The organism is Enterobacter cloacae complex sp. CARB60 (genome assembly GCF_036487345.1).
In the GTDB taxonomy this organism is placed as follows: Bacteria; Pseudomonadota; Gammaproteobacteria; order Enterobacterales; family Enterobacteriaceae; genus Enterobacter; species Enterobacter asburiae_D.
In genome coordinates this window covers 1,934,483-1,956,496 of the sequence record NZ_JAZKLC010000002.1, presented here as the reverse complement: position 1 = coordinate 1,956,496, position 22,014 = coordinate 1,934,483, and the positions used below count along the sequence as shown (strand labels likewise).

21 protein-coding genes and 1 pseudogene are annotated in these 22,014 nt (G+C 54.2%); 6 read left to right on the top strand and 16 right to left on the bottom strand.

The window, feature by feature from the left end; translation table 11 throughout:
• The gene (hemA, locus tag V4835_RS10315; protein ID WP_023335999.1) at positions 1 to 1,257 is read right to left on the bottom strand and encodes a glutamyl-tRNA reductase; all 1,257 of its coding nucleotides are present in this window, start codon (positions 1,255 to 1,257) and stop codon (positions 1 to 3) included.
• Positions 1,258 to 1,583: 326 nt separating this feature from the next.
• On the opposite strand from hemA, the gene lolB reads away from it, so the two are divergent.
• The 4 genes from lolB to dauA all read left to right on the top strand — a co-directional run bounded on the left by lolB (position 1,584) and on the right by dauA (position 5,938).
• Positions 1,584 to 2,195 carry a lipoprotein insertase outer membrane protein LolB gene (lolB, locus tag V4835_RS10310; RefSeq protein WP_023336000.1) on the top strand — a complete coding sequence of 204 codons (612 nt, stop codon included), beginning with the start codon at positions 1,584 to 1,586 and terminating at the stop codon, positions 2,193 to 2,195.
• The gene (gene ispE / locus V4835_RS10305) at positions 2,192 to 3,061 is read left to right on the top strand and encodes a 4-(cytidine 5'-diphospho)-2-C-methyl-D-erythritol kinase (protein ID WP_331412105.1); all 870 of its coding nucleotides are present in this window, start codon (positions 2,192 to 2,194) and stop codon (positions 3,059 to 3,061) included. The genes lolB and ispE overlap by 4 nt, the downstream gene beginning before the upstream one ends.
• Before the next feature lie 125 nt (positions 3,062 to 3,186).
• The gene (gene prs / locus V4835_RS10300) at positions 3,187 to 4,134 is read left to right on the top strand and encodes a ribose-phosphate diphosphokinase (RefSeq protein WP_003856663.1); all 948 of its coding nucleotides are present in this window, start codon (positions 3,187 to 3,189) and stop codon (positions 4,132 to 4,134) included.
• Positions 4,135 to 4,258: 124 nt separating this feature from the next.
• The gene (dauA, locus tag V4835_RS10295) at positions 4,259 to 5,938 is read left to right on the top strand and encodes a C4-dicarboxylic acid transporter DauA (RefSeq protein WP_331412104.1); all 1,680 of its coding nucleotides are present in this window, start codon (positions 4,259 to 4,261) and stop codon (positions 5,936 to 5,938) included.
• Here dauA and V4835_RS10290 read toward each other — a convergent pair.
• The gene (locus V4835_RS10290; protein ID WP_331412103.1) at positions 5,924 to 6,982 is read right to left on the bottom strand and encodes a MerR family transcriptional regulator; all 1,059 of its coding nucleotides are present in this window, start codon (positions 6,980 to 6,982) and stop codon (positions 5,924 to 5,926) included. The two genes, dauA and V4835_RS10290, sit on opposite strands and share 15 nt — an antisense overlap.
• A gap of 121 nt (positions 6,983 to 7,103) precedes the next feature.
• Entirely contained in the window at positions 7,104 to 7,379 is a 276-nt protein-coding gene (gene ychH, locus V4835_RS10285) for a stress-induced protein YchH (protein WP_032656663.1), read from the bottom strand.
• Between the two features lie 274 nt (positions 7,380 to 7,653).
• Between ychH and pth the strand changes: the two genes are divergently transcribed.
• Positions 7,654 to 8,238 (top strand): aminoacyl-tRNA hydrolase, encoded by a 585-nt coding sequence (pth, locus tag V4835_RS10280; RefSeq protein ID WP_023336005.1) that lies wholly within the window; start codon positions 7,654 to 7,656, stop codon positions 8,236 to 8,238.
• 126 nt (positions 8,239 to 8,364) lie between these two features.
• Complete coding sequence (gene ychF, locus V4835_RS10275; protein WP_010432886.1) at positions 8,365 to 9,459, top strand: redox-regulated ATPase YchF; 1,095 nt, start codon at positions 8,365 to 8,367, stop codon at positions 9,457 to 9,459.
• Between the two features lie 54 nt (positions 9,460 to 9,513).
• On the opposite strand, the gene V4835_RS10270 is transcribed toward ychF, so the two are convergent.
• The 13 genes and pseudogenes from V4835_RS10270 to V4835_RS10215 all read right to left on the bottom strand — a co-directional run bounded on the left by V4835_RS10270 (position 9,514) and on the right by V4835_RS10215 (position 22,003).
• Entirely contained in the window at positions 9,514 to 9,807 is a 294-nt protein-coding gene (locus V4835_RS10270; protein ID WP_331412102.1) for a YciI family protein, read from the bottom strand.
• 102 nt (positions 9,808 to 9,909) lie between these two features.
• Entirely contained in the window at positions 9,910 to 10,275 is a 366-nt protein-coding gene (locus V4835_RS10265; RefSeq protein ID WP_331412101.1) for a hypothetical protein, read from the bottom strand.
• A gap of 210 nt (positions 10,276 to 10,485) precedes the next feature.
• Positions 10,486 to 10,704: a hypothetical protein gene (locus V4835_RS10260; protein WP_331412100.1), complete on the bottom strand. Its 219-nt coding sequence runs from the start codon at positions 10,702 to 10,704 to the stop codon at positions 10,486 to 10,488.
• 136 nt (positions 10,705 to 10,840) lie between these two features.
• Positions 10,841 to 11,089 carry a hypothetical protein gene (locus V4835_RS10255; protein WP_331412099.1) on the bottom strand — a complete coding sequence of 83 codons (249 nt, stop codon included), beginning with the start codon at positions 11,087 to 11,089 and terminating at the stop codon, positions 10,841 to 10,843.
• Entirely contained in the window at positions 11,086 to 11,340 is a 255-nt protein-coding gene (locus V4835_RS10250; protein WP_331412098.1) for a hypothetical protein, read from the bottom strand. Before V4835_RS10250 ends, V4835_RS10255 begins: the two co-directional genes overlap by 4 nt.
• Positions 11,341 to 11,493: 153 nt before the next feature.
• Positions 11,494 to 11,693 (bottom strand): annotated as a pseudogene (locus V4835_RS24385) (RHS repeat domain-containing protein); the annotation flags it as partial.
• A gap of 170 nt (positions 11,694 to 11,863) precedes the next feature.
• Complete coding sequence (locus V4835_RS10245) at positions 11,864 to 12,220, bottom strand: SMI1/KNR4 family protein (protein ID WP_331412097.1); 357 nt, start codon at positions 12,218 to 12,220, stop codon at positions 11,864 to 11,866.
• A gap of 25 nt (positions 12,221 to 12,245) precedes the next feature.
• Entirely contained in the window at positions 12,246 to 16,661 is a 4,416-nt protein-coding gene (locus V4835_RS10240; protein ID WP_331412096.1) for an RHS repeat-associated core domain-containing protein, read from the bottom strand.
• 3 nt (positions 16,662 to 16,664) lie between these two features.
• Complete coding sequence (locus tag V4835_RS10235; protein ID WP_331412095.1) at positions 16,665 to 17,105, bottom strand: DcrB-related protein; 441 nt, start codon at positions 17,103 to 17,105, stop codon at positions 16,665 to 16,667.
• A 75-nt stretch (positions 17,106 to 17,180) separates the two neighbouring features.
• Complete coding sequence (locus V4835_RS10230; protein WP_331412094.1) at positions 17,181 to 18,257, bottom strand: hypothetical protein; 1,077 nt, start codon at positions 18,255 to 18,257, stop codon at positions 17,181 to 17,183.
• A gap of 3 nt (positions 18,258 to 18,260) precedes the next feature.
• The gene (locus V4835_RS10225; protein ID WP_331412093.1) at positions 18,261 to 18,815 is read right to left on the bottom strand and encodes a hypothetical protein; all 555 of its coding nucleotides are present in this window, start codon (positions 18,813 to 18,815) and stop codon (positions 18,261 to 18,263) included.
• 94 nt (positions 18,816 to 18,909) lie between these two features.
• Positions 18,910 to 19,347 carry a hypothetical protein gene (locus V4835_RS10220; protein ID WP_331412092.1) on the bottom strand — a complete coding sequence of 146 codons (438 nt, stop codon included), beginning with the start codon at positions 19,345 to 19,347 and terminating at the stop codon, positions 18,910 to 18,912.
• A 70-nt stretch (positions 19,348 to 19,417) separates the two neighbouring features.
• Positions 19,418 to 22,003: a type VI secretion system Vgr family protein gene (locus tag V4835_RS10215; protein WP_331412091.1), complete on the bottom strand. Its 2,586-nt coding sequence runs from the start codon at positions 22,001 to 22,003 to the stop codon at positions 19,418 to 19,420.
• Between the last annotated feature and the right edge of the window lie 11 nt (positions 22,004 to 22,014).

The following is a 22,014-nucleotide window of genomic DNA, read 5'->3' as shown; positions in this document are numbered from 1 at the left end:
CTATTCCAGCCCGAGGCTGTTGCGCAGAATAGTCAGGCGTTCATCATCCCCGTCACGGGCGGCCTGCTGAAGAGATTTGGTTGGTGCATGGATCAGGCGGTTGGTCAGTTTCCACGCCAGGTCCTGCATAATCGCATTTGCGTCACCGCCCTGTTCAAGGGCTGCTAACGCCTTGGCAGTCAGGTCATCACGCACCTGCTCCGCCTGCCCGCGGTACTCGCGGATGGTCTCGCTGACGCTTTGCGCGCGCAGCCAGGCCATAAACTCACTGGTTTCCTGCTCAACAATGGTTTCCGCCTGAACCGCCGCCGCTTTACGCTGGGCAAGGTTGTGCGAAATGATGCTTTGCAGGTCATCCACGCTGTAGAGGTAGGCATTAGGCAGCTTGCCCACTTCCGGCTCAACATCGCGCGGGACGGCGATATCCACCAGCAGCATCGGCTGATTGCGACGGGACTTCAGCGCACGCTCCACCATCCCTTTTCCGATAATCGGCAGCGGGCTGGCGGTAGAGCTGATAATAATGTCCGCCTCTTTCAGGCGTTCATCAATGTCGCTCAGGGCAACCACCTCTGCACCCACTTCATCCGCCAGCACCTGCGCGCGTTCGCGGGTGCGGTTAGCGATAATCATCTTTTTCACTTTATGCTCGCGCAGATGGCGCGCCACAAGTTCGATGGTTTCGCCCGCACCCACCAGCATCACGGTGACGGTAGACAGGGATTCAAAGATTTGGCGTGCAAGGGTGCAGGCCGCGAAAGCAACGGAAACCGCACTGGCACCAATGTCGGTTTCGGTTCGCACACGCTTCGCCACGGAGAACGACTTCTGGAACATGCGCTCCAGCTCGCTGGCCTTCAGATGCCCTTTTTGCGAGTCCGCAAACGCTTTTTTCACCTGACCCAGGATCTGCGGCTCGCCCAGCACCAGCGAATCCAGCCCGCTGGCGACGCGCATCAGATGGCTGACCGCATCGTTGTCCTGATGCCAGTACAGGCTGTTGCGCAGCTCGTCTTCGTTGAGATTGTGGTAGTCGCATAGCCAGCGGATCAGCGCTTCATGCAGGTTATCCTGCTCTTCCACGCTTAAATACAGCTCGGTACGGTTGCACGTCGAGAGCACCACGCCACCCTGCACCATCGGCTGTGCAAGCAGGCTGTCCAGCGCCAGGTCAAGCGTATCCGGCGAAAACGTCACGCGTTCTCGCAGCGAAACCGGGGCCGTTTTGTGGTTGATGCCGAGTGCTAATAGGGTCATGTTGAGCGGGAGTAGTACCAGCGTTAATAAGGTTAGCAGAACGCATCATACAGGATGCGCGAGATCAATAAAAGGGACTGCCCCCTTTCGGAGTAATAGCTTATACCCGTCATACTTCAAGCTGCATGCGCGTTGGCTGCGCTCGTTCACCCCAATCACATAGTTATCTATGCTCCTGGGGATTCACTCTCTTGCCGCCTTCATGCAGCTTGAATTATTTAGGGTAGATACAACGCTTTGAGATAATTTGAACGTAGACGGTAGCCCCCTTCGACGCTAGCATTAACAGCTATAACTGCAACGTATCTCAAGGATTTGTCCTCATTATGACCCGACTGATTCGCCTGCTGCCGCTGGCAGCACTGGTTCTGACCGCCTGTACCGTCACCCAACCAAAAGGCCCGGGCAAAAGCCCTGATTCACCGCAGTGGCGTCAGCACCAGCAGGACGTCCGTAATTTGAACCAGTACCAGACCCGCGGCGCTTTCGCTTATCTCTCTGACGAACAAAAGGTTTATGCCCGCTTCTTCTGGCAGCAGACGGGTCAGGACAACTATCGCCTGCTGCTGCTGAACCCGCTGGGCAGCACCGAGCTGGAGCTTATCGCGAAACCGGGTGAAGCGCAGATCACCGATAACAAAGGCCAGCACTATACCGCGACCGATGCCGAAGAGATGATTGGCAAGCTGACCGGGATGCCTATCCCGCTCAACAGCCTGCGCCAGTGGATCCTTGGCCTGCCGGGTGAGGCAACTGACTACAGCCTTGACGACCAGTACCGTCTGAGCCAGGTGAACTACACCCAGAACGGTAAAACCTGGAAAGTGGTGTACAGCGCCTATGACAGTAAGAGTAAACCGTCGCTGCCATCGAATATGGAACTGACCCAGGGCAGCCAGCGTATTAAGCTGAAAATGGACAACTGGATCGTTAAATGATGACCCACTGGCCCTCTCCGGCAAAGCTGAACCTGTTTTTATACATCACCGGCCAGCGTGCTGACGGTTATCACACCCTGCAGACGCTGTTTCAGTTTATTGACTATGGCGACACGATCTCCATTGAACTGCGCCAGGACGGCCAGATTTGCCTGCTGACGCCGGTCGACGGCGTGGCGCATGAGGACAACCTGATCGTGCGCGCCGCGCGTCTGCTGGTGAAAGCCGCAGCGGAATCGGGCCGTCTGCCCGCAGGAAGCGGGGCGGATATCCGTATCGAGAAGCGCCTGCCGATGGGCGGCGGTCTGGGCGGTGGCTCATCCAACGCCGCCACGGTGCTGGTTGCCCTGAACCACCTCTGGGGCTGCGGGCTGTCGAAGGACGAACTGGCAGCCTTAGGCTTGACGCTGGGGGCGGATGTCCCGGTGTTTGTTCGCGGTCATGCGGCCTTTGCTGAGGGCGTGGGTGAGATCCTCTCCCCGGCTGAACCGCCGGAGAAGTGGTATCTGGTGGCCCACCCTGGCGTCAGCATTCCGACCCCGGTCATCTTTAAAGATCCTGACCTCAAAAGGAATACCACGGTTCGGTCAATAGAAACGTTATTAAATTGTGAATTCAGCAACGATTGCGAGGATATCGCAAGAAAACGTTTTCGCGAGGTTGATGCGGTGCTTTCCTGGCTGTTAGAATACGCGCCGTCGCGCCTGACTGGTACAGGGGCCTGTGTCTTTGCTGAATTTGACACCGAATCCGCCGCTCGTCAGGTGCTTGAGCAAGCGCCGGTTTGGCTGCATGGTTTTGTAGCACGTGGGATGAACACCTCCCCCCTACAGCAGGCCATTCTGGCGCAGACTGAGTTTCGGTGACAACGTCACCCTGTTCCAGACGTTGCATCGCGCTCTTTAATACACCGCCTGGATAGCATTTGCCTGGCCCGCACAGTTTGCGGCGAACGCTATCCACCACTGGACGCATGCCTGAGGTTCTTCTCGTGCCTGATATGAAGCTTTTTGCTGGTAACGCCACCCCGGAACTAGCACAACGTATTGCCAACCGCCTGTACACTTCCCTCGGCGACGCCGCCGTAGGTCGCTTTAGCGACGGCGAAGTCAGCGTACAAATTAACGAAAATGTACGCGGTGGTGATATTTTCATCATCCAGTCCACCTGTGCTCCAACGAACGACAACCTGATGGAACTGGTTGTTATGGTCGACGCCCTGCGTCGCGCTTCCGCAGGCCGTATCACTGCTGTAATCCCTTACTTCGGCTATGCCCGTCAGGACCGTCGCGTCCGTTCCGCACGTGTGCCAATCACCGCTAAAGTTGTCGCTGACTTCCTGTCCAGCGTCGGCGTTGACCGCGTACTGACCGTTGACCTGCACGCAGAGCAGATCCAGGGCTTCTTCGACGTCCCGGTTGATAACGTATTCGGCAGCCCAATTCTGCTGGAAGACATGCTGCAGCTGAACCTGGATAACCCAATCGTGGTTTCTCCGGACATCGGCGGCGTGGTACGTGCCCGTGCTATCGCTAAGCTGCTGAACGATACCGACATGGCGATCATCGACAAACGCCGTCCGCGCGCTAACGTTTCTCAGGTGATGCACATCATCGGTGACGTTGCTGGCCGTGACTGCGTGCTGGTTGACGACATGATCGATACCGGCGGTACGCTGTGTAAAGCAGCTGAAGCGCTGAAAGAACGTGGTGCCAAGCGCGTGTTTGCTTACGCGACTCACCCGATCTTCTCCGGTAACGCGGTAAACAACCTGCGCAACTCCGTCATTGACGAAGTGGTGGTATGCGATACCATCCCACTGAGCGACGAGATCAAAGCGCTGCCAAACGTGCGTACGTTGACCCTGTCCGGGATGCTGGCCGAAGCGATTCGTCGTATCAGCAACGAAGAATCTATCTCAGCAATGTTCGAACACTAATCGAACACGGCCGAAAAACCCGCTGCGGCGGGTTTTTTTGTCTCTGGGTTTTATTTGTATGATTAATGCCTCCTTCACCTGCCATTCACATGACAGATGATGCGCATACGGATGAAAGATAATTGTGAAAAACGTAACCTCCTCACATGTTCTGCCCTTTCGCGCCCTCATCGACGCCTGCTGGAAAGAGAAGTACACCTCGTCACGATTTATACGTGACCTGATTGCCGGGATCACCGTCGGCATTATCGCCATCCCGCTGGCAATGGCGCTGGCGATTGGCAGCGGCGTTGCGCCGCAGTACGGTCTGTACACCTCGGCCGTTGCCGGGATAGTCATCGCCCTGACGGGCGGCTCGCGCTTCAGTGTCTCCGGTCCGACCGCCGCCTTCGTGGTGATCCTCTACCCGGTTTCACAGCAGTTTGGTCTGGCAGGCCTGCTGGTCGCCACCCTGATGTCCGGCGTCTTTTTGATTCTGTTTGGCCTGGCCCGCTTCGGGCGGCTGATCGAGTACATCCCCCTTTCCGTGACGCTGGGATTCACCTCGGGGATTGGTATCACCATCGGAACCATGCAGATCAAGGACTTCCTCGGCCTGCAGATGCCCCACGTACCGGAGCACTACCTGCAAAAAGTAGGGGCGCTGTTTATGGCGCTGCCGACGGCCAACCTGGGCGACGCCGCCATTGGGATTGTGACGCTGGGCACGCTGATCGTCTGGCCTCGTCTGGGGATCCGTCTGCCGGGCCACCTTCCCGCGCTGCTGCTGGGCTGCGCGGTGATGGCCATCGTCAATATGTTCGGCGGCCATGTCGCGACTATCGGCTCGCAGTTCCACTATGTTCTGGCGGACGGTTCACAGGGTAGCGGCATTCCGCAACTGTTGCCGCAGCTGGTGCTGCCGTGGGACATGCCCGGCTCCAGCTTCACCCTCAGCTGGGATTCTCTGCGTGCTTTGCTTCCCGCCGCGTTCTCTATGGCGATGCTGGGGGCGATTGAATCCCTGCTCTGTGCCGTCGTTCTGGACGGTATGACCGGCACCAAACACAAAGCCAACAGCGAGCTGGTCGGTCAGGGATTGGGCAACCTCGTCGCGCCGTTCTTCGGCGGTATTACGGCTACGGCTGCGATTGCCCGTTCTGCGGCAAACGTGCGCGCGGGGGCAACCTCACCCGTTTCGGCGGTCATCCACTCCCTGCTGGTGATCCTCGCCCTGCTGATCCTCGCCCCGCTGCTCTCCTGGCTGCCGCTTTCCGCCATGGCCGCCCTGCTGCTGATGGTGGCCTGGAACATGAGCGAGGCGCATAAGGTCGTTCACCTGCTGCGTCGCGCGCCGAAAGACGACATCATCGTGATGCTGATCTGCATGTCGCTGACGGTGCTGTTCGATATGGTTATCGCCATCAGCGTCGGGATCGTGCTGGCGTCCCTGCTGTTTATGCGCCGTATTGCGCAGATGACGCGCCTTTCCCCGGTTAACGTGGAGGTGCCTGACGATGTGCTGGTGCTGCGCGTGATAGGCCCGCTGTTCTTCGCCGCGGCGGAAGGTCTGTTCAGCGATCTGGAGTCCCGCATCGCGGGCAAACGGGTTGTGGTGCTGAAGTGGGATGCCGTACCCGTGCTGGATGCAGGCGGCCTGGATGCCTTCCAGCGCTTTGTTGCACGTCTGCCGGAAGGCTGCGAGCTGCGGGTGAGTAACCTGGAGTTTCAGCCGCTGCGCACCATGGCGCGCGCGGGCGTGCAGCCAATCCCTGGCCGACTCTCCTTCTACCCTAACCGTGAAGCCGCGCTAGCGGATCTGTGAGTGACCTGATGCAGAGAAACGTCTCTGCATCATCACCCCGATCGCCTGCTGGAGCCACCCAAGCACGGCAGGCGTCATCCATGTTCCTTTCATCAGGTGCGCCTCCTGCTGCATGGCAGTGCGAAACTTTTGCTGGGTCTCCGGGTTCGTGCCCGCGTAAGACTGGAACAATGTCAGCCAGTTTTCAGCCAGCTTTTGCGCCTCCTCCGAGGCAGGATCACTATTTTCTCGCTGCGCCTGATGCAGTTTCGCCACCAGCGGCGGCCACTCCATCATGCGGTCAAAGTAGTGTGCCCGGGTAAAGGCCATCTCTTCGGCAGTGAGATACTTCTCCCATATGCTGAGCTTAGATTCCGCAAACGCGCGCGTGATGTAATCCGTCATCTCCGGCGTGATGCCGGTCTGCGCCTGCATCTGCGGTTCAACGCTGTGCATCTCGTTCAGCCGGGTGAGAAACTCCGGCTTGCCCGCCGTGTCGTGCTCCAGGCGTTCCATCCATCGCGTCGCCAGGTCCATCGCCCGAGCGTCCGTAACGGGTATATCTTGCTCCAGAAGCGTTTTGGCCTCTGCAACCAGCCCTGACCAGATAGCCGTCAGTGCCTCCTTCTGCACCGCAAACGGCAGCTGCTGTAACTCTTCTTTGCTAAACCAGCGATCGTACATATTCATTAACTCCAGAGTCTGTAGCCAGGATTCCAGATCCGGCGTCGCATCGTCGATAAGCCCGGTCCGCAGCTCCACCAGACGCTCGCGCAGCGTATGTATGCTGCGCAGCTGTTTATCCAGCAGCGTGATTTGCGCATCGAGTAACTCGGTTAACGACAGCGACTCCTGTTCCAGGAAATCCCTGATTTCAGCAAGTTCCAGCCCCGCTTTTGCCAGCGCCTTGATCATGTGCAGACGCTGGACATCCGCCAGGTTGTAAAGCCGATAACCTGCCGCGCTTCTGGCAGAAGGCAGCAACAGCCCTGTTTGCTCATAGTGGTGCAATGTCCGCACGGTGATCCCGGCACGTTTCGCCAGCTCACCCACCTGAATCAACATAACTGCTCCTTTTTCTTTGCCAGTGGCGCCACTCTGGAGCCTTACGTTACGTGAGGGTCAACCCTTGATGCAAAAAAAAACGACTCCCTCGGGAGCCGTTTCGGTGTTCTTTATCCTAGCACTAGCTGTGCTTATGCTGGTCGCGACGACAGCGTTTATCGTAGTGGCGCACCCACCAGTATTTGTCACACACTTCCTCATGGCCGCTCACGCGAGCCCCTGCCAGCCACAATACCGCACCAACGAAAATGCTCAATATCGCGCCATGCGCAAAGTATTGCGGGAGGTCAAGCTGCGGTAACTGGTTTAAAATTGAATAACCCACGCCGGCTACCATCACGAACAGCCCTAATCCCATCAGCACGTTACCGAGTAACGAAGCGTTTTTGCGTTTCATGTGTCACCTCCGGAACTTTGGGTTGTCAGGGGAAAAGCCCCTAATCCTTGTGTGTAAAGTATAGACAACGCCCCTTTTATGAGTTGCGTGAATGATCACAATTACAGATAACTCCCAAACAAAAGTTTACAAATAAGACTTTGAACAGCTTGAAAATCTAATTGTTCAAATCAGAAATTATTCGTATTTCGCTGAGAAGATCGCAGAATTTTGTCAAGCGGCGCGCCAGACAGTAAACTACGCGCCAGATCTGGAACCCATTAGGAATTGAATCGTGACGATTAAACTGATTGTCGGCCTCGCCAACCCGGGCGCAGAATACGCGGCCACCCGCCACAACGCCGGGGCATGGTATGTCGATCTGCTGGCCGAGCGGTTACGTGCTCCCCTGCGTGAAGAACCTAAATTCTTTGGGTATACCTCGCGTATCAACCTTGCTGGCGCGGATGTTCGCTTACTGGTGCCCACCACCTTTATGAACCTGAGCGGAAAAGCCGTGGCGGCAATGGCAACGTTTTATCGCATTAATCCGGATGAAATTCTGGTGGCCCACGATGAGCTGGATCTCCCCCCCGGCGTGGCAAAATTCAAACTGGGCGGCGGACATGGCGGCCATAACGGTCTTAAAGACATCATCAGCAAGCTGGGCAATAACCCGAATTTCCACCGTTTGCGCGTAGGAATCGGCCATCCGGGCGATAAAAACAAAGTTGTCGGTTTCGTACTCGGTAAACCCCCGGTTTCCGAACAGAAACTGATTGACGAGGCGGTAGACGAAGCGGCGCGCTGCACCGAAATCTGGCTGAAAGACGGGTTAACCAAAGCGACAAACCGCTTACACGCTTTCAAAGCGCAATAATCCGCCCGATACGGCTTTTTTACCGCGCGTCATGCGGGTTACGTGTATAATAGGCGTAGTTATTTACTTTTCATCAGTCGGTTATCGTTAACGGATTGATTATCAAGATATTAAGGTGATTTAGAAATGGGATTCAAATGCGGTATCGTCGGTCTGCCAAACGTGGGCAAATCCACCCTGTTTAACGCGCTTACCAAAGCGGGTATCGAAGCGGCGAACTTCCCGTTCTGTACCATCGAACCTAACACCGGCGTTGTGCCAATGCCGGACCCGCGTCTGGACCAACTCGCGGAAATCGTGAAGCCGCAGCGCATTCTGCCAACCACCATGGAATTCGTGGACATCGCGGGCCTGGTAAAAGGCGCATCCAAAGGTGAAGGCCTGGGTAACCAGTTCCTGACCAACATTCGTGAAACCGAAGCGATCGGCCACGTTGTGCGCTGCTTCGAGAACGACAACATCATCCACGTAAACAACAAAGTGGATCCGGCTGACGACATCGACGTCATCAACACCGAGCTGGCGCTCTCTGACCTCGACACCTGCGAACGCGCGATTCACCGCGTGCAGAAGAAAGCCAAAGGCGGCGACAAGGACGCGAAAGCGGAACTGGCTGCGCTGGAAAAATGTCTGCCACAGCTGGAAAACGCGGGCATGCTGCGCGCGCTGAAAAACCTGACTGAAGAAGACAAGGCGGCAATCAAATACCTGAGCTTCCTGACCCTGAAGCCAACCATGTACATCGCCAACGTTAACGAAGACGGTTTCGAGAACAACCCGTACCTGGATAAAGTGCGCGAAATCGCAGCGGCTGAAGGTTCTGTGGTTGTGGCGGTTTGCGCTGCCGTTGAATCCGATATCGCCGAGCTGGACGACGCCGACCGCGAAGAGTTCATGGCCGAGCTGGGTCTGGAAGAGCCAGGCCTGAACCGCGTAATTCGTGCAGGCTATGAGCTGCTGAACCTGCAGACCTACTTCACTGCAGGCGTGAAAGAAGTACGCGCGTGGACGATTCCTGTGGGTGCGACTGCGCCTCAGGCGGCCGGTAAAATCCACACCGACTTTGAGAAAGGCTTTATTCGTGCACAGACTATCGCGTTTGAAGACTTTATCACCTACAAGGGTGAGCAAGGCGCGAAAGAAGCAGGCAAGATGCGTGCGGAAGGGAAAGATTACATCGTTAAAGATGGCGATGTGATGAACTTCTTGTTTAACGTTTGATTTGTTTTGAATGAAAAAAATCCACGCTTAGGCGTGGATTTTTTTATTGCGGCGTCAAAACACATTCTCTAAGAGATCTGTCTTCATACTGGGTTCAAAGGGAATGATTTCGGCAGTCGCAAGCTTTAACGCCTGAAAAGGATCCTTGCGCAAGCGCTCTTCAAGTGAGGCCAGACTCTCACACTTAGCAAGAATGACTCCACCGTTTCTTGGGATCCGTCTTCCGGAAGCCAGAAATATCCCCTCTGCATACCCCTTTTTTAGCCACTCCACATGAGCTGGTATCGCTGCGTCAATCTCTTCGAGTGGTTTGATATAGGTTAAAATGACAATGTAAACCGTGCTCATCCTTTTCCTCTCAGCTCTGTTTTAAACCGCTTGTTGGAACTGCTTATGCAGCCCTCTTTTGCCACCGGTTATTGTTATCGTTTTTTGGGCGCTTTAGAGACATTAATATGCAGGGCCTGATCGAGACAACTCGTTACGCTTCATATCATAGGAATAAAACCAATCATGCCAACCATTTTGTTTTGCTGTATAGCTACAGACAACGACCACTTCCTTTGACAGGTTGAATGTTAAGTAATAGAAAGTTGCGTCTTCAGGAGGCGCAGTCCAAAATAATTTTTCGCCCTGAGCATTGAAGATGGTTAAAGCGGTTGGTAATAGCTTTGCTTTACTCAATACAAATATTAATTGACGTGTTGAATCGACAATTGCGTAGTCTAAAAATGGCACATTAATTAGTAAATTTCTTTCACCACATATCCATTCGAGCAAGTTATTTTCTTTTATACAATTGAGATTTTCAATCATAGTTAAACCTCAAATTACTTGATAACTAAAAACCTGCGGGTTACCATCGAGTTTTACAAAGAAACCAACTCTATAACAATATTTAACGCACCAAATAAAACAATAACTTTTTCAAATATTAAAACCTAGAAAATCTTCAAATTCAAATGGAAGAGCATTGTTCAACATTAAATTAATTAATTTCCCATACAATATAATAATGCGTTACCCTTATGAAAAGAAAGGCTTGTTTTTTCCTTCTCTAGTCTGAGTAGCTATAATAACCTCATAAGCATCATTTTCACTTTTTTGTGCTTTCAATGCTTCTTCCGGAGTAATTTTCGACTCCTTTTCAATCATAGCAATAGTTCCGGTATCATATCGGATAAAATATTCACCATCTCTTTTGATTATGTCAACACCTAAACCTGTAAAAATAACTTCATCCATTTTTTATACCTCTATTTATAATTGGCGTAATCAAAGCATCACTGACAGATGTTTGATCTATTACGGCCTCAGGGATACCTCCCGACGTCTTATCACCAGGAATCCATAAATATTTTCCAGTTGTTGGTTTAATATTTTATTGCCATACATTGAACAACTGCTTCCATATCTCCTGTTCCTCAATAGTAGGGGCTCTATAATCCTGAGTCTTTCGTCTATATCCCATAAAACATGAGTCTATAGCTCGAATAGCTACCATTTGTTCTTTGCGACATCCAGCTAAAATAGATTGCATATCCTGAAGATAATTAGAATCAAGAATGTATTTTTGAAAAAATAGTGCCAAGAAATCCAATGCTTCATCATAAGATTGTAAATTTATCATGGTTCCTCTGGTAGAATATCTATCTTGTCGAAATTAATAACTCTATTTTCAGCATGCACCTGTTGAACATTACCTTCACCGTATTCAGGGTATGCCTTAGTAAACAGTTCAGGTGGCGCTCCTGGTCTATCGCCGAACATTCTCGGGGTTCGCACTTGCGGAACACCATTTTCATATAATTGAAGCGTATCAAACTCAGCTCTAAGACGTCCATCACTCCATGATTTATCTAAAGGATCAAGTGGATTCAATTTATTTATCTGCTCCTTTGATCTGGAATGCATCTCTTACTGTGCGCCCGGAGTCTAATTTATCAAAACCAAAATAAGTGACTGGTGCGGATTTGGATTCAAATGTTTTAGGCACCTATGCGTTAATCGAACCATCATCCACAAGATACCTCAGATGTCATAGCGCCAGCGAATGCCGTTCAGCTGCGTCAGGCGGTTCTGCGTGACCTTCTCAGCAGACCCTTCCAGCGGGTTACCGGCAGCGTACCGTCCTGAACGAGCAGGCGCCCGGCGCTGTCGTACTGCCAGCGGTACCAGCTGAACGGGTTATCGTCCCGCTCTTCCCGGACCAGGTTATTGCGGTAGTCGCAATCCGAGCAGAGAGACTAGCGGCGCATCGCTGGGTGCGAAAGGTAAAGATTACATCATTAAAAATTACGATGTGATGAACTTTTTTATGTTCGATTTGTTTGAAAGAAAAAATCCACGATTTAACGTGGATTTTCCGAATATACTGAACTAAGTTGTTTAATAAATAAAAAAATTATAGCAAAAATATGCTATTACTTTCTTTATCCATGTCTAGGCTTCCTAACGCTCCAAGATCTAAAGAATAAATCTCATCAGTACCTTTGCGCAAATTCAAAAAGTACCCAAGATCACCATCTTGACCAATCAATAAAAAGTCAGGCTCAACCTCTTGAATTGTATATGTATTGTTTCTTTCAAGTAAATCAAAACAATTGAAAACATAAAGCTGGTCACCATTTGCTCGTTGAATTTCATAAGAGTCAGTGTCCTTGACATTTTCAATCATAAAGCGCTTATATTCAGAAGGTAAAGACATGCGCATGAGTTTTTCAATTTCATTTAGCTGATCAATTAAATCCTGTTTTTCCATATCGGCTTACCTATAAATGAATAAGTTATATATCAAAATAAATATTACTACTATTAGACTCTCTCAATTGGTCAAAATATTTATACGAGTCACTAATCGATTTCCTCGCCTGCTGCTTTGGAACACCTGCATCAATCATTTCCTTGTAACTGATATGAAACTCTTGTTTCAACGTTGTATCCCAACCTCCCGGTAAAGCTCTACGAGTTCGTTGAGCAGAACTTATATTAGCGTGTGGACTACCTGATGCGGATTTAAGTAACGTAGCAGGTGCAGTATTTCTCTGGTAACCGTTAATTCTTTTCTTAGCCCAAGCATCTTGTATTGGGTGATGACTTTGTACAAACCCATCATTTTTACTATTTGTGTGGCCCGACGCCCTGTTAACACCAGGAGAAAGATTACCATGTGGATCAACATCACCCGTTTTATATCCGTTCGGTGCTTTACATCTCGACAACCCCCACGGGTCCACCCACCCCAGCGCATTCGGCGCATACTGGTAAAGGTTTATCCCCCCCGCCAGCCCTATCGGGTCCTGCTGCGTAAACCGCCCGCAGTCCGGGTCATAATACCGGAACAGATTGTAGTGCAGCCCTGTCTCACGGTCCAGGTATTGCCCCTGCATCCGCAGGTTCTGAGAATATCCTGATACCTGCGTCTCGCTTTCCCGCAGCAGCTTGCCCCAGGCGCTGTTCACCCCTTCCCAGCGCACCTGCCCTTCAATATCCGTCATCCGCTCTGGCGTGCCGTTGGGCTGGCAGTGGAACCAGAAAATCTCCGGGGCATCAACGCCGTCAATACGAGCCAGCGGCTCGTAGCTGTCCTGATCGCTGTAGACGTAGGTGAGCGGCACATCCCCGAGCACCTCCTGCAGCAGGCGGAACCCTTCCCAGACAAACCGGGTGGTAACCGGCTTGCCGGTTGGCTGTCCGCCCAGCATCTGGCGTCGCGTTTTGCTGATGCGTCGCCCGAGCGGATCGTAGCGGAAGCTGACCTGCGTCTGCGGTTTATTGCGGTCCCGCGGCTGACTGATGACCTCCGTCAGGCGATGTTCGCCGTCGTAGCGGTAGTGCCAGCGGGTCTGGCCGTTATCTTTCTCCACGGTGCGGCCGTGGATGTCATAGTGCCAGCGAATGCCGTTCAGCTGCGTCAGGCGGTTGTGCGTGACCTGCTCAGCAGATCCTTCGAGCGGGTTACCGGCAGCGTCCCAGCGCCACTGCTCCTGGCCGGGCAGCGTGCCGTCCTGAACGAGCAGGCGCCCGGCGCTGTCGTACTGCCAGCGATACCAGCTGAACGGGTTATCGTCCCGCTCTTCCCGCACCAGGTTATTGCGGTAGTCGTAATCCCAGCGGCGGGACCAGCGGCGCGGCGACGGGCGCTGGGCATTGCCAGTAAAAACGTCCCGGCGATGCAGTCGCCCAAGGCGGTCGTATTCGCTGCGGGTGGTCAGCAGCCCCTGCGTGCGGCTGGTCTCCCGGTGGAGTTCGTCGCGTGTAAAATCAGAAACCGATAGCTTATCGAGAGCAATGCTGAGCAGATGCCCGCTGCCGTAGTAAAACTGCTTAAGCTCGCGGCCGTCGGGAAGCGTGACGGAGGTGCGGTTGCCCAGCGCGTCATACTCCCACGCCAGCTCGCCGTGCTCGCCCGCTTCGCGCGTCACGCGACCAAGCGCGTCATAGTCAAAGGCGAGCTCCTGCTCTGCCTCGGTGGTCCACGCGTCGGCTGCAAGCGCTGGATGCAGCCCAATCCGGCTCAAAAGCCCGGACGGGGTATAGTGGTAGCGGGTCTGGCCTTCCGGCGTGGTGCGGGCGACCAGCTGGCCGCTCGCGCTCCAGGCGAAGGCGTGGGTGATGGCCTCCGGATGAGCGGCGGCAAACGTGCGCGCTATCGTGCGCCCGCAGGCGTCGTAGCGATACTGCGAGGCCACGCCATCGAGCCCCACCTCTTCCAGCAGCAGCGAGTCTGCACCCCAGCGGAACTGATACGCTTCGCCGTTTTCGTTTTCAAGAGCAATCAGACGCCCGCGGCTGTCCCAGCAGCGGCGCACCTCTTCGCCCTGGGTATTGCGGGTGGCGGTTAAGCGCCCTGCCTCATCGTATCTGAACTCACTTTCTTTACCGTCGGCGCCCGCATGCTTCACCGGCAGGCCACGTTCGTTCCATTTGAGCGATTCCGTCCAGCCTTCCGGGCGGTCTAGCTGCACCGGACGCCCTGCAGCGTCGTAGCGGTAGCGCGTCTCTTCACCGTCGGCGCTCATCTCGGCGACCAGCCAACCCAGCGGGTGATAGCGATAGCGGGTAATACGCCCGGAACAGTCCGTCGCACGAACAATTTGCCCGGCCTCGTTGTACTCCTGGTAGCGGCTGTTTCCGGCGGCATCGACCTCCTCTACGACCTGGCCGAACTCGTCCCGGCGCAGTTTTGTAGTCTGACCCATCGGATCCACCACGCGCTTCAGCCCGTGATGTTCGTCGTACCAGAGCCGGGTGGCGCTGCCGTCGGCCTCGATAATGGCCGCAGGAAGCGCGCGGTGCTCCAGCCAGGTGGTGGTGCGGGTATTGCCGTCGGCATCGGTCTCCTGAATCCGGTTGCCCATTTCGTCGTAGACGAAGGTGACGGCGTTTCCGAGCGGATCGATGCGACGCGTCAGAAGTTCGTTGTCATCCCACTCGTAGCGCCAGTTTTCACCGCGCTCGTCAACGTAGCGGACAATCAGGTTCTGCGCGTTCCAGTAGTGGCGGCGCGTCTGACCGTCGTAGTGTTCAACGGTCGTCAGCCCGGCGGCTAAATCGTAGCTAAAGCGGCACCCGTCGCCGGTGCTGGTGCGGTTTTCCACCACGCGCCAGTGATCGAGTTTTTTCCAGCGGTATTCGCTCTCCAGACCGCCCGGCATCCGGTGCCAGACCATCAGGCCGTGGTCGTTATAACGGTATTCACGCGTCACCACGCCGGAGGCATCCGTCGCGCTCGCCAGCTGGCCGCGCGCGTCGTAGCCCCACAGCATCAGCGGCCATGTCTGGCTGCCGTCAAAATGGCTGGCAGCGGTAACGCGATGCGGGAAACGCTCATCTTCATAGCGCAGGGTGACGTCTATCGCCCGCGGCTCGTCGTGAAGACCGACCAGCCTGCCGCGCTCGTCCCACTCCGTCAGCAGCGCGTTGCCGTATTCGTCGCTGAGGGAGGCCAGACGCAGGATGGATGGATTCGCGCGGGTCGGTTTATACAGACGCCATACCGCACCGTCATCGTCGGCAATCGCCACGTCGCCGTTCTCATTACGGCGGATAATGATCCCTTCGCTGATGCTGTAAAACGCGCGGTCGACGGGCGGCAGCTCGAAGCTCAGCTCGCGCCCGGTTTCGTCGAACCAGGTAGCGTTGTTTTCTTCCAGCGCCAGATAGCTGTCAAAGGTGGTTGCCCAGCCCAGACCAAACAGCCCTTCGCGGGTGGTCAGGCTGTTGTAGCTGCGCTGCCAGCGAAGCGGGAAGCGCCCCGGCAGCGAGAAATCGAGCTCGTCGTCGTCATTCAGCACCTTCACGCCGGTGGCGGCGTGAACCGGGTGCGAGGAGCCAAACACGGCATTCACTGCCATATCGGCCAGCATCCCCCCGCCAGCTGAAGCCAACGCGCAGGGCATGTTTTTCAGGATCTTACCCGGACGCCCGCGCAGCAGGGAGAGCGCAATCATCCCCAGCGCCAGACCCGGCGTTTTACCGCTTTTGATATCGCGGACCGTGAGCGTGTCCCCGCCGATGATCACGTTCGGGGAGACATCGTCGGAAACGGTGCCTTCGCAGGTGGTGCGATCTTTGGCACGCACCGCGGGCTGCCCGTTGATAAAGACGCTTTTAGAGCCTTCCGCCAGATACTGCGGCCCGGAGTGCTTTTCGCACGCCACCTTATCTTCTTCCAGCGGCGAGGTTCCCGTGGCGGCAGAGGCCACGCTCGGCTGCCACATTTCGCTGCCAAACTGTCCGGCGGCGGAAAGCAGCATCCCCGCGTAATCGGCAAAGCTGCCCGGCGACTGCGGCTCAGGGGACGGCGTATCGGCGGGCGTCAGCGTGCCTGCCGCGCGCGCGGCGGGGATTGCGTTGGTCAGAACGTTACTGGAACCGGTAGTGATTTTACCCGCAGGCGACGGCGGGAAAAGCGCATTGCCTAACCCCTCAGCGGCGTTGCTGATATCGTCGGTGATCCCCGCGACGTTCGCCAGCACGCCGCCAATGATGCCGCTTAACAGACAGCTGGATCCAATTGCCGCCACGCCTGCTGCTGCTGCCCCCGCCCCCAGCAATGGCGCCGCAACCGTGGCTGCAGCGCCGACTGCCGCACCGATCACCGCATAGGCGGCACCTTCCGCCACAATGCTGGTGATGTCAGCAAAAATGCTGGAGTGAATAATCTCGTCGCCCTTACGGGCCGCGTTGTTATCGCTCATGCCTTACACATTCCGGTTGTCGTTTAGCGTCAGACTCTGCTTAAGCGCGCTCCAGCGCACCTCGTCCTCTTCGGTGAATGCTCTGAGTGCCGAGAGGGTAAAAATCATCAGTACCGGTTTGCCCGGCGTCTGTACGGCCAGCTGTTTTTGCCACAGGCGCTGCCCGTTACGGTCAAACGTCGTCTCAACTTCCAGCCCGTTGATTTTTCCGTCAGGCCCGGCCTTTACGTTCCGGAATTCGCTCTGGGCAATTTCGCCCATCTGAGGACGCAGCACATCCCACTGGCGGTGGAACTCTTGTTCATAGCTGCTGCCATCCGGGATAACGCCGCGACTGACCACCACGGACAGCCCGCTTTCGTCATCGCGAATAATGTTCATGCTGTTATCCTGCCAGGCAGCAGGAAAAAGGGAAAACGAACCTTCCTGGAGGGTGTATTTCATAAGTGAACTCGGGATGATTAATATTGAGAGAAACAAGAAGGCCAATCCATGCTGGCCCTTTGGCTGGCTGTTTTATTATTTAAGCCACTGGCCTGACTGTTCGACTAAAACATGGCTGCCTTTGCTGACAACCAATTTCGCGGGAGCATACGTCACGCTGTAAACGGTTTCGCCATTCTTGTACGTTGAGCCGATTATTTTACCTGCGGAGTCGTGCAACGTTTTTCCCCTTAAGGAGATCGTACTGTTATCGCTTTTGCGCACGCCGAGATAAACCATCTGGTCACATTCGCTATCAAAATGACCGCACGTGTTTACCAGCGAAATAGCGAACTTTTCGGTGTCGAGCTTTCTGATTTCAGCGCTATGAACCGAAGCGGCTTTACGCAACGTATAACGCAGCGGAGCATAATAATTTCCTTTTTGAGGAGGAGTCACTAAACGCCATTCCATTTCACTCCCCTTTATTTCCAGAACAGCCCGTCCGCCTACGCCGCCAAACGATGAGTTGAACTCAACGTTGGCACGATTGCCTGCGATCGTACCGCTAAGATTACGCTCATCATTTTCCGGGCAATCTATGCGGTTTCCTCTTTGGGAGATATAGCAATAAGACCCGGTGATACGGTTGCCTGATTCAGCTAACCGCAAGGTTAACGTCGAATCGTTCTCGAATTCGCCAGCCCATTCTCCGTCAAACGCGAGGCCTGACTGGCTGTTCGTTGCAAAATGCATCGCATTGAATCTGGCGGCCCATTGCTGAATATCGGCATGTATAACCGGGCTATTATCTGAAGACTGGTAATGAATAACGTCCGACTCCGGAACCACCCAGGCCGCAAAGATTTTGCCATCAGGATTGATGACCATCGCTGACGCATTCTCCTGGTAGAGATCCTTTAGCCAGCCTTCTACAAACAATCCGCCACCTGTGGTGGTATGTGGTTCACCAAAGACATCAAAGTTATCAATAAAGGTCTGGTAATGATTTCCCAGCGTCTTCCGGAGATTGTCTGTCACTTCGCTATCGTTAACGATGCGGCTTACCGTTTCGAGCTTATTGTATTGCGATAATTCAAGCGCAGATGATGTTTCAACGACGCCTGCCAATAAAGCGGTAAACAATACGACTGCAAGATATTTCTTGGTCATAAGTCACTCTGAAGAACCATTATCGTAATTCATTGTTATTTTCACAACGTTGCCGCCTTTCATCTCAAACGAGAGCGCTTTTTTACCCAACTCATAGGTAATCCACTGCTCCCCCGAATCATTGTCTTCCTGACCGTTACCGTATGCGTGGTTCAGTTCCTCTCTCGTTGAACCCACGTGGACACCGCGCGGCGTTGCGAAGTCTTCGGCAGTCAGCGTAATTTGAGATACGATGTAATCATCAACGCTTCTTTCCGCTTTATCCCACCAGAGATTGGAACTGAATATTTCTAACCCAGTCCTTTGATGCTGGAAGAATTTATATTGGGTTCCGTCAAAAGGTACCTCACCGGTAAAACTGCCTTCCACCGGCATTTGAATTTTACGGGCAATATAAGGAGTCCATCTGTCGCCCAGGGTGACAGTCTGGTCTTTGACCTTCACGGAAAAATCCTGTTTTGTCAGAACGAGCGGCATAACCTGAGCCAAAACCACATTGCTGCTCAGACAGGTAAATATCAGGGCAGAACAAAGAAAGGTCGGAGTGTGTTTTTTCACGTTAATCGTCACTGACTTGATGTAAATTACGCTTATCGCGGATGCTGCAAACCGGCAGCGAAATACCCGTACCGGCAGGAAAACGCAACACTTATTAACGATCGTAACGTGACATAACGACTCGATTTAGGCATTCCTGGTTCATTACAGGAAAACTAAATGCCCATGCAAGCCCACGTTCATCAGTGGCGGTTCGATATCCCACAGCTTGCCCTGCGGTATTCCCGCGAGGAATATTCGATAACTTAACATCCGGAAAATGCGCTTTGACCTGGTCGAGCGTAATGCAAGGCTGTTCGATTACAAACGAGACAAGTGAAACGCTATCGTCTTCATTTCCCCATAAACGAACATCTACATCGCTGATACGTGTTCCATCAGATAATGTGAATGGAACCGAGGTATAACGGTCTTTCATTTCCGGATTTTTTTTGATGAGTGGTTGATTGAGAAGTTTACTTACGTCCTCGACCTGTTTTCCCCATACTGTTTTGAGTTCTTTAACAATATGCCATAAAGAATCTTGGTTCATGTTTGTTTGTCCTGCGTAAGAAAATGTTGAAAAGAGTGGGAGCAAAAAAAGGATGGCGTTTTTTGTCATTCTACTTACCATAGAAACTCCCGTAATAATCGCTGTAGTTGAGATCGGTACCCGAAGCTATTTCGCCTTTACCATAGACTTTACCTATAGCTTTTGCTGCATCAACGCGCGACAGCTCACCACTTATCATTTTATCATAGGCAGTATTGTAAGCTTTGAGATTTTCAGGGCTTCCCGCTATATCAATATCAATACCGCCATTTCCCAGGATTTCACGCTGTATTTTAATATTATTCAATGTTGCACCACCTTCATCCATAAGCTGGCTGTTAACGAAGTTTTCTTTACTAGAATAGTCCGCTGCAACAGGATATGTTGCATGCCCTGCTTCATGAGCCAGTGTTTGTACTGTATTGGCTGTGTCTTCCATGTGTTCGGGATCCATAACGATCAGTTTATTATCCGAATCAGTATAACTCCCCCCACCAGTCGCACCTGGTTGAATCGCCCATCCCTTGTCTTTCAAATCTTTTAACTGAGTTTGAAGGGTAGGCGACTTATTAATTTCTTTTACAACATCGTCATTGAAAGGCATAACATCTGAGCCATTCGGACTATTTTTGTAAACATAATTACCTTTCAAAGGGGGAGCTGTTGTTGAAGCTGAAGCAGGAGCCGGTTTCGATTGGCCTGCTGCAGGAGCCGCAACGGGGGCAGGACGATTAGCGCTCTCTTGTGGCGAAAATTTCGCCTGCACCGCCGCATCAATATCCCCTTTATGCCCCGCCCCCGGAGCCGTGGTGCCCGGCTTGGTGCCAGAGGTATTCAGATGCAGCTTACCGCCCGTGGTGATATGACCATCCCCTTCCACAAAGAAATTAAACTCTTTGCCAATCAGGTTAATCTTGCCGTTAGCATTCAGCTCGATGGCGCTTTCACCAGAGACCAGCCGCAGCTTTGTTCCGGAAGCGATAACGTACTGCTCCACCGCCGCATCCAGCTTGCCTTTCCCCGTCAGGATCTCGGTCCCGCCTTTCACCGCCTGGATCTGATTAGCTTCCACGCGATGCAGCTCGTTTTTCTTCACGTAATGGCTGCGCTCGCCGCCGACGCTGTGCGTTTCATCATTTTTAACGCTGGTGTCCATGTTGCGTTCGGCCTGGATCCACACCTGCTCTGCGCCCGCCTTGTCCTCAAAGCGCAGGGCGTTGGCGTTGTCCACGGAGCCCCCCTTAGAGCGGCTCATAAAGCCCATCTGCGTCGCCGCTGCCGGCAGCGCCCATGGCGGCATACTCGCGTCGTTGTACACGCGACCGGTGATAATCGGCCGGTCCGGATCGCCGTTGATAAAGTCCACCACCACTTCATCGCCGACGCGCGGGATTTGTACCCCGCCGTAGCCCTGGCCCGCCCACGCGCTCGACACGCGCACCCAGCAGGAGCTGGTGTCATCGCCCTTCGCCAGGCGGTCCCAGTGGAACTTCACCTTCACGCGACCGTATTTGTCCGTCCAGATACTCTCGCCGTTCGGCCCCACCACTTTCGCGGTCTGCGGGCCGTAGGTGCGCGGCCACGCCGTGGTTTGCGCCGGACGGTACACCACCGCCGACGGGATGACCGTAAAATCGGTGCGGTGAATGGTCTCCCCCTCGCCGCTGGCGTAGCGGTTCTCTTCGAGGTGGTAACCCGCCGCCGTCACCAGATACTCACCGTTGTCGCTGAAGAACGGCGCGTTGGTTAACGTGAAGGTGTGTCCTGGCGCAATCCCCGCCGCCGTGGCCGTGGCCTGAATCTGCTGATGCTCAACCTGCCAGCGCTCCTGACGGATGCGGGCATAGAACTCTCCGTGCCCTTTGTCCACAAAGCGCCCCGGCCAGTCGTACACGTCGATGCTGCCCGGCTTCGGCGACGCCGGGTTCTGCTGGGCCTGGAACAGCCACGCGTTCGGCTTGCGGAAGTCATAGTCGTCGAGGCTGTAAATCCCCGGCGTGACGCTGTCCTCCAGCGCCCACTGGCTGATGCCCTCTTCATCCGTGCTGCCGCCTGACGGCGTCTGGTGATAAGGAATGACCTCATAGCCGCTGAACGGCTGATGCTGCGTGGCGGCGTCTGTAAGCACCAGGGTATGTTTGTCCGCCTCATGGCTGAAGTGATAGGCAATCCCCTCCAGCTCCATCAGGCGGCTGATGAAGTCCAGGCTCGACTCCTGATACTGCACGCAGTAGTCCCACACCCGGTAGCTGCCGGAGAGTTTATCCTCAACGTTAACCTGATGCTCGCCCAGCAGGGTTTTCACAATCTGCGGCACCGTCTGCCCCTGGAAGATACGCAGGTTACGGTCGCGCTTCATCGGCCACAGGTCCGGCTCAACCGTAAACTGGTACACCGCATAGCGGGTGCCCGTCAGTTCGACGGCGCTGACCGCCACGCGGGTAATCTTGCCGTTAACATAGCGGGACGTCAGCAGGTTCTGCGTCGGGATGGTCACCGTGACCGGCTGGCCCAGCAGCTTGCTGCGGTCGATGCGCGCGTCCGTGCCGAGCACGGTCAGCGTCAGCGCGAACGACTCGGACATCGCCTCGCGGCCCGTCAGTTTCCAGAACAGAAGCCCCTCCACCGGGAGCTGAACGGTAATTCGGTTGAGCATAATCTTTATTC